The organism is Flavobacterium sp., assembly GCF_035760125.1.
GTDB lineage: Bacteria > Bacteroidota > Bacteroidia > Flavobacteriales > Flavobacteriaceae > Flavobacterium.
In genome coordinates this window covers 1-8833 of record NZ_DASTTN010000323.1, presented here as the reverse complement: position 1 = coordinate 8833, position 8833 = coordinate 1, and the positions used below count along the sequence as shown (strand labels likewise).

Below are 8833 nucleotides of genomic sequence, written 5' to 3'. Positions count from 1 at the left end.
CAGTGTCCCCAAAACGCTTGCTAATTGGTATACATAACTTCTTTGATGTGAGTTTTGGTACAAATGCCCTTTACTAAAAATTTCCAAAGTCGATATTTCAAATAAGGCTACCGAAAACACGATTACTCCCAACAGGGTTGAAACCAAATAAGTTAGCGGCCTTTGTGCTTTAAATAGTATAGGTAACAGCAAAAAACGATTGAATTGGGCATGCATGTACAAAATTAAATAGAAAAAAACACCCATTAAAATGGAAGCCAAAGAACTAAATAGCATCCAATCATTTTTTAATGTGTAAATTGTAAATGAAAAACCAACAACGGCAATTTCTTGCCACCATTTGTTATCCATCATATTGTCAAATTTTTTATTCATTTTAATATCTAAATAGTTTGCAAATTAACCACAAATATTTCGTTTTTATTTCCAATAAATGACCAATTGAATTGGTCATTTATAATCGTATTACATCATTTAAGAAAGCTTATTTCCCTGCAAGTGAAATAATTTTGTGCCACTAATTATATTTTGAATTTTATGTGTTTTAAAAAAATCACTTTATTGTTTTTCTTGATTTTTGCCTCCGTGAGTTACTCACAGACCTTGTCTTTGAAAGAAGCCATAAAAACTGGTCTTGAAAACTTTGGTTCTATCAAAGCAAAAAACAATTACGCCAATGCTTCGCGAGAAACTCTCAAACAAACTCGCCGCGATTATTTACCCAATCTTAATCTATCTGCCCAACAGGATTATGGAACTATCAATGGGCAAAACGGTCCTTTATACGGATTTAATGGTTTAGGAACCGCTTCTTCTGGTCCAGCATTGACAGAACAAAACTGGAACGCCGCTTTTGGCGCTTTGTATTTGGCCAACATGAATTGGGACTTTTTTACTTTTGGGAAAACCCAAGAAAAAATTAATCTGGCTAAAATTGATGTTCAGAGCCGCGAAAATGACCTGCAACAAGAACGATTCCAGCAAGAGATTAAAATTTCTTCAGCGTATCTGAATTTATTGGCTAGCCAAAGATTATTGATTTCGCAACAAAAGAATTTAAGTCGTACCGAAGTTTTCAGGAAGAATGCCGTTGCGAGAGTAAAGAACGGATTACTTGCCGGAGTTGATTCGACTTTGGCGACCGCCGAGGTTTCAAAAGCCAAAATCGCCTTAAATCTGGCTAAGAATTTAGTCAAGGAACAAAACAATAAATTGGTCGATTTGATGGGTATTGCTTCTCAGGACATTATCACCGATACTGTTTTTGTGAATCGAATTCCAAAAAATATCGTAATGGATGAAAAAGCCAGCGACAGTTTACATCCTTTACTTCAATTCTACAAAACAAAAATTGACTACAGCAATCAGCAAGTTAAATTATACAAACGTTTTTACTACCCAACGATGAGTGCTTTTGGTGTTTTGCAAACTCGCGCTTCCGGTTTTAATAATGACTACGCATTGGATAGAAATTCCTTTAGCAGAAATTATTTGGATGGCGTGAATCCTGACCGTTCCAATTATTTGGTTGGAGTTGGAATTACTTGGAATTTAACCACTCCGTTTAGAGTGAGCAAACAAGTAAGTGCCCAAAAATTTGTTTCGCAAGGTTTACAGGAAGAATACAATCAAGCCGATCGCGAACTAAAATCACAATTGACTTTGGCTGATGACAAAATAAGAATCACACTTGACAATTACGCCGAAGCTCCAGTTCAGGTAAAAGCAGCAGCTCCGGCGTATTTACAAAAATCGACTTTATACAAAAATGGCTTAACAGATTTGACAGATTTGACACAAACCTTGTTTATCCTCAATCGTGCCGAAATTGACCGTGATATCGTAAACAATAATGTGTGGCAATCGTTTTTGCTAAAAGTAGCCGCTACAGGTGATTTCAACTTATTTATCAATGAATTTTAATAAAAGATCCTAATGAATTTAATACGATTTGCACTCCGCAAACCCATCTCCATAATGGTACTGGTAGCAGGCTTATTCTTTTTTGGAATCGGCGCTATACAAGATATCAAAGTGGATATCTTGCCCAAAATGAACCTTCCGGTAATTTATATAGCGCATCCGTTTGGAGGATATACTCCTGACCAAATGGAAGCTTATTTTGGTAAAACCTACGTGAATATCCTTCCTTTTGCCAATGGTATAAAATCAGTGGAGACCAAAAATATCCAAGGTTTGATGATTATGAAATTGACCTATTATGAAAACACCAATATGGCGCAAGCAGCTGCCGAATTGGGTGCACTTTCCAATAGAATTCAGGCGGCATTTCCTCCCGGAACACAACCGCCCTTTATCATTCGTTTTGATGCTTCTTCATTGCCAATTGGACAATTGGTTTTGAGCAGTAAAATTAGATCCAACAATGAATTACAGGATATGGCAAACGTATATGTTCGTGCTTCCTTTACTTCTATCCCAGGTTTGTTATCGCCGGCTCCCTTTGGCGGAAGCCCAAGAACAATAGAGGTAAACGTTAATCCTGATTTGTTGCGTTCCCATAATATGACGCCTGATCAAGTTGTGGAAGCGATACGACTAAACAACCTTACCGCTCCTTCCGGAAATGTGCGAATCGGAGATAAAAACTACATTACACCTACGAATAATACAATTAAAGAAGTTAAGGATTTTGAAAAAATTCCATTGTTTAAAGGCGGTGTTCAAAACCTGACTTTAGGCGACGTGGCTACCATAAAAGATGGTGCCGATATCACAGCAGGTTATGCATTGGTTAACGGAAAACGTTCAGTTTATATCAGTATTGCCAAAGCGGGAGATGCTTCAACTTGGGATGTTGTTAAGAAACTGAAAGCTGAATTACCAAAAATTCAAAGCACATTGCCCGAAGATGTTAAGTTATCGTATGAATTTGACCAATCGGTTTATGTAATCAATTCGGTAAAAAGTTTAATTACCGAAGGAATTATCGGAGCGGTATTGACGGGATTAATGGTTTTATTGTTTCTTGGCGACAGAAGAGCCGCTATAATTGTGATTTTGACGATTCCGATTTCTATTATTTCCGGAGTTTTATTCTTGAAGTTATTTGGACAAACCATCAATTTAATGTCATTGAGCGGACTGGCTTTGGCAATTGGAATTTTGGTTGATGAAAGTACTGTGACGATTGAAAACATACACCAACATCTCGATATGGGAAAACCCAAGGCACTCGCCATTTGGGATGCCTGTAAAGAAATTGCGTTACCAAAACTGCTTATTCTGCTTTGTATTTTGGCTGTTTTTGCTCCTGCCTTTACGATGGTAGGAATCCCTGGAGCTTTGTTTTTGCCATTGGCTTTAGCAATTGGTTTCTCGATGGTATTTTCATTTTTGTTATCACAAACATTTGTGCCAGTTATGGCCAATTGGTTGATGAAAGACCATCCAAAAGTGGAACACACCCCAAATATTACAGATGATGAAGCAGAATTTAATGCTTGCGGATTAACACCTGAATCAGAAAAAGATATCATCAGCCAAAAAAGAGTTATGGTTGAAAGGGACGATTTTAATAATGATCATAAAATAAGTCATTTTGAAAGATTCAGAATTCGATTTATGAAAACGCTGGACCGTCTTTTTCCATACAAAAAAGCAAGCAGTTTGATTTATCTTATTGGAATAACGCTTTTGGCTGTACTGTTTATTACTTCCATTGGGAAAGATGTTTTTCCAAAAGTAAATTCGAGCCAATTTCAGCTTAGATTGAGAGCTGCAGATGGAACACGATTAGAACGCACTGAAGAAAAAGTGGTTTTGGTTTTGAAAGAATTGAACAAAATGGTGGGCAAAGAACACGTCGGAATTTCATCTGTCTATGTGGGACAACACCCTTCTTTATTCTCTATTAATCCAATTTACCTATTTATGGCTGGTCCGCATGAGGCGGTTTTTCAAGTGAATTTGAAAGATTATGAATCCAATATGGAGGATTTTAAAGACGCGTTTAGAGCCCGAATTAAAAAGATTCTGCCAGATGTGAAAATTTCTTTTGAACCGATAGAACTTACCGATAAAGTATTGAGCCAAGGTTCTCCTACTCCAATTGAAGTTCGAATTGCGGGAAAAGACAAAAAAAGAAACGAATTATACGCCAATCAAATTGTCGAAAAACTAAAGAAAATATCCTATTTCAGAGATGTGCAAATTGGACAACCAATTCATTATCCTGCAATGAATATTAACATCGACAGAACACGTGCAGCCGAATTAGGTGTTGATATGAATGATATTTCACGCTCTTTGGTCGCTTCGACATCTTCTTCAAGATATACTGAAAAAAATACTTGGGTTGATGAAAAAGCGGGCTTGTCTTATAACGTTCAGGTGCAAGTACCTTTGAACCAAATGAAAAGCAAAAATGACATTGATGAAATTCCGTTATTAAAAAATTCACTCCGTCCTGTTTTAAGTGATGTGGCTACAATCACACCTACAGTTGTAAGTGGTGAAAATGACAATTTGGGAGCGATGCCTTACATTACCGTTACCGCAAACACCTATAAAACCGACTTAGGTACAGCTACAAAAGATGTGGCGGCAACGATAAGTTCATTAGGCGAATTACCTCGTGGTTTGTTCATCGAGCCAATTGGTATGACCAAAGTATTGAATGAAACATTAAGCAGTTTACAACTCGGATTATTAGTTGCCGTGTTTGTGATTTTCTTAATGCTTGCCGCCAATTTTCAATCGTTCAAAGTTTCTTTTGTTATTTTGACAACCGTTCCTGCCGTAGTTTTAGGAGCCTTGTTAATGCTTACAATTACAGGTTCCACGCTAAATTTACAATCGTATATGGGGATCATTATGTCTGTTGGGGTTTCGATAGCCAATGCTGTTTTGCTGGTCACCAATGCCGAACAATTGCGAAAACGCAATGGCAACGCCTTAGAATCGGCTCGGGAAGCGGCAGCTTTACGACTTCGCCCTATTATTATGACCAGTGTGGCCATGATTGCGGGAATGTTACCTATGGCGATTGGTCATGGCGAAGGAGGCGATCAAGTTTCTCCATTAGGAAGAGCGGTTATTGGTGGATTATTATTTTCGACCTTTACCGTATTGCTGATTTTGCCTTTAATTTTTGCCTGGGCACAAGAAAAAACATCCACAAAATCAATCTCTTTAGATCCTGAAGACGAAGAAAGCGAGCATTATATATCATCACTAAAATCATAAAATGAAGACTAAAATATTACAACCGACCGCGCTATTTTTTGTAGCACTATTTATTCTAAGCAGTTGCAATTCGAATAAAAAAGAAGAAGCTGTTGCTGAATTAGAACCTAAAATGGAAACCTTTTCTTTAGCAAAATCAAAACTGACTACCGACTTGCGTTTACCTGCCGAGTTATCCGGTTTTAGCCAAGTGGATTTATTTGCCAAAGTGAATAGTTATGTAAAAACACTTAAAGTAGATATTGGTTCTGATGTAAAAAAAGGACAATTGCTTATTGAACTGGAAGCACCAGAAATAAGTTCACAGTTAGCCGCTTCTGAATCTCGTCTGCATTCACAAGAAGCAGTCTATACAGCCAGCAACAGCACCTATCAACGATTACTTGAAACGAGCAAGGTCGAAGGAACGATTTCCAAAAATGATTTGGAATTGGCTTTGTCCAAAAAGAATTCGGACTTTGCACAATTAGCTGCTGCTCGCGCTGGACACAAGGAAATCAAATCGATACAAGACTATTTACAGATACGTGCTCCCTTTGATGGTAAAGTAACTGCACGAAATGTCAATACTGGCGCTTATGTGGGGCAGGGAACCCAAATTCCGCTTCTTACTGTGCAGGATCAAAAGAAACTTCGTTTATCGTTATCTGTCCCTGAAGCGTATACAGGTTACCTAAAAGTGGGTGATATGATTGGGTTTAATGTAGTATCATTACGTGGCGAAACATTCAAAGCTAAAATTAGCAGAATGTCGGGAGCGCTAGACCTCAAACTACGTTCCGAACGCGTCGAACTGGATGTAATCAATTCGGATGAAAAATTACTTCCGGGAATGGTTGCCGAAGTGATCCTACCACTTAACAGCAAAAAAGAAACTTTTGTTGTTCCTAAATCGGCGGTTGTGAATACTGCTGAAGGAATCTTTTTGATAAAAGTAGTCAACAAAAAAGCACAACGCATCAAAGTAAGCCTTGGGCTTGAAGTTGATGACAAAATTGAAGTTTTTAGTGATTCATTACAACAAAATGATATTTTACTAAGCAAAGCAAACGAAGAGATTAAAGACGGTGATGATATAAAGGAATAAATTTCGTTTAATCTTCAATTAGCAAAAACTATATGTACTTATACGGTATTTTGAAAATCAGTAATGATTTGAAAATGTAAATCTAAATTTGACTCAAGGACAGCCACTAATTACAGTACTGTCCTTAATTTTTTACATAATAATTAGTTATTTAATTATAATATATATCCTTTTAAGATTTCATCAATAATAATTAAAACTTAAATGATAACAATATTTAACTATTTTTACAAGTAAATACATCATATTATGAAAATAAAATTACTTTCATTTATTATAGCCTTATTACAATTAAGCACATATGCTCAAACCCCAGCAATCGAATGGAAAAAGTGTTTTGGAGGTACAGATTCAGATAGCTTTAGCAATATTAAACAAACCTCAGATGGAGGTTATATCGTTGTAGGAGCTTCACGTTCAAATAACGGAGATCTCATATTAAATAAAGGGAATAATGATGTTTGGATTTTAAAACTGAATTTTAATTTTGTAACCGAATGGTCAAAATCATATGGAGGTACTAAAGAAGATTATGCAGATTGTGTACAACAAACTACCGATGGTGGATATATTATTACAGGTTATTCCGAATCAAATGATGGGGATGCAACTTCAAACCACGGAAGTTATCACAATGGTGATTTTTGGACAATAAAAACTAATGCTAAGGGAGTAATCGAATGGCAAAAATCTCTAGGAGGTTCACAGGCTGAAAGATCCTATAGTATTATACAAACAAATGATGGCTATGTAGTTACCGGAACTAGTAGCTCAAATGATGGAGATGTTAGTGGCCTTCATGGTTATGGTACTACTAATGCAGATGATGCCTCAATCATAAAATTAGATGTTTTAGGAAATGTTATATGGCAAAAATTGCTTGGAGGAACTGAGAGTGAAAATTCATCTAGTGTAAAACAAACAACAGATGGAGGCATCATTTTATGTGGAAGAAGTAGGTCTAATGATGGAGACGTATCAATAAACAAAGGCTCTTCTGATGCATGGATTGTAAAACTAAATGGTCTTGGTATCATAGAATGGGAAAAAACATTTGGAGGAAGTAATACTGATTCTGCTAAATCTATTTCACAAACTAGCGATGGGGGATTTATAGTTATTGGAAGCTCCTCATCAACCGATGGAGATGTGATAGGTAATTATTCTAATGAGCGGGATAATGTTTGGGTTTTAAAATTAAATATTAATGGAGATATACAATGGCAAAAAATATTTAGTGGCTCAGAGACTGACGAAGGAACCGATATACAGCAGACTTCTGATGGAGGCTATATTTTGACGGCACAAACATATTCTAGTGATAAAGACCTTACAGAAAACAAAGGCTATTCTGATGCATGGATCGTAAAACTTAACCAAAAAGGAGAATTACAATGGCAAAAAAGTATTGGAGGAAACAGTTATGATCGTATAGAGTCAATACAACAAACTGTTGATGGTAGTTACATTATGGCAGGATATACATTTTCAACTGATGGGGATATTATTAATAATAACGGCAACGGAGATGGTTGGATAGTAAAATTAGTTTCATCAAATTTATCTTTAAATAATTTTGAATCCAATAAATTAATTATTTATCCTAATCCAGTTACTTCAATACTAAATTTCCAAATTCCAAATAAAGACATAATTGATAAAATTATTATTACTGATATTAATGGAAAAAAAATACTGGAACAAAATAAAAATACAACTCAAATAGATACTCAAGAATTAAACTCAGGTACCTATTTCATAACTGTATTTTCCTCAGATAAGAAATATACTCAAAAAATATTACGGAGGTAAATAGCCCCCTCTAGCGCGAGCGTCCCGCTCGTGAACGCCAAGTAGGAACATAATTTTAAACAATACAAAAAGATAATAGGTAAGATCAAGTAACAATTGAAGAATAACTTACCACAAAATAATATTTTAGAATACTATTGCCTAGATTGTGCGCACGAGCGTGGCGCTCGCGCCAGCTGAGGAGATTTGGCAAATCCGAAGAATGGGCTTAATTTAATCCCAAACCCGCTGTAGTACCGGAACGTTAGCGGGTATAATTGACCAAAATTATGAGAAAAGAGAATTGTTATGTTGAGTTTGACTTTTTTGAAGATATAAATTTTGAAGATTTAAAATTCACTTTTGAAAAAATAAAATACTCAAAGAATAACTCAATAGAAAAAGAAGATAACTATTGGTTAGAAAACTTTCCTAAATACTCTATTGAAAAATTTTGGTTTTTAGATTCAGATTTTAAGCCCGATTTCAAAACGGCGGAAAAAACGGAATTTAACTGGCACTTTTATTCTTTAATAGAATTACTAAGTGTAAATTACGAAATAGAATATACTGACCTAAAAAAAGTTGATAGCAATAAAGGCTTACTTGAATATAATCCTTACTCTTATCCATATGGTGGAATTGACGGAATTGTAATGTTCATAAAATCCTTTAATTGTGTCCCAAAAATAATTGATGACGGAACAAGTGTTTATGAAATAAATTTTGATAATACTGATGAGTTTA

Annotated in this window: 5 protein-coding genes and 1 pseudogene; 5 read left to right on the top strand and 1 reads right to left on the bottom strand. The window is 35.7% G+C overall.

Annotated features, from left to right (window positions below; genetic code table 11):
• A pseudogene (locus VFS71_RS11540) lies at nt 1-375 on the bottom strand (histidine kinase); the annotation flags it as partial.
• Nucleotides 376-537: 162 nt separating this feature from the next.
• Here VFS71_RS11540 and VFS71_RS11535 point away from each other — a divergent pair.
• The 5 genes from VFS71_RS11535 to VFS71_RS11515 form a co-directional block, all read left to right on the top strand.
• Entirely contained in the window at nt 538-1923 is a 1386-nt protein-coding gene (locus tag VFS71_RS11535; protein WP_326401417.1) for a TolC family protein, read from the top strand.
• 12 nt (nt 1924-1935) lie between these two features.
• Nucleotides 1936-5208, top strand: coding sequence for an efflux RND transporter permease subunit (locus VFS71_RS11530; protein ID WP_326401414.1), 3273 nt, complete (start codon nt 1936-1938; stop codon nt 5206-5208).
• A gap of 1 nt (nt 5209) precedes the next feature.
• A complete protein-coding gene (locus VFS71_RS11525) occupies nt 5210-6295 on the top strand; it encodes an efflux RND transporter periplasmic adaptor subunit (protein WP_326401412.1) in 1086 nt (361 codons plus the stop codon).
• A 249-nt stretch (nt 6296-6544) separates the two neighbouring features.
• On the top strand, nt 6545-8107 hold the full coding sequence (locus tag VFS71_RS11520; protein ID WP_326401410.1) for a T9SS type A sorting domain-containing protein: 1563 nt from the start codon (nt 6545-6547) through the stop codon (nt 8105-8107).
• Nucleotides 8108-8376: 269 nt separating this feature from the next.
• Nucleotides 8377-8833: hypothetical protein (locus tag VFS71_RS11515; protein ID WP_326401408.1), on the top strand; the 457-nt coding region annotated here is incomplete at its 3' end.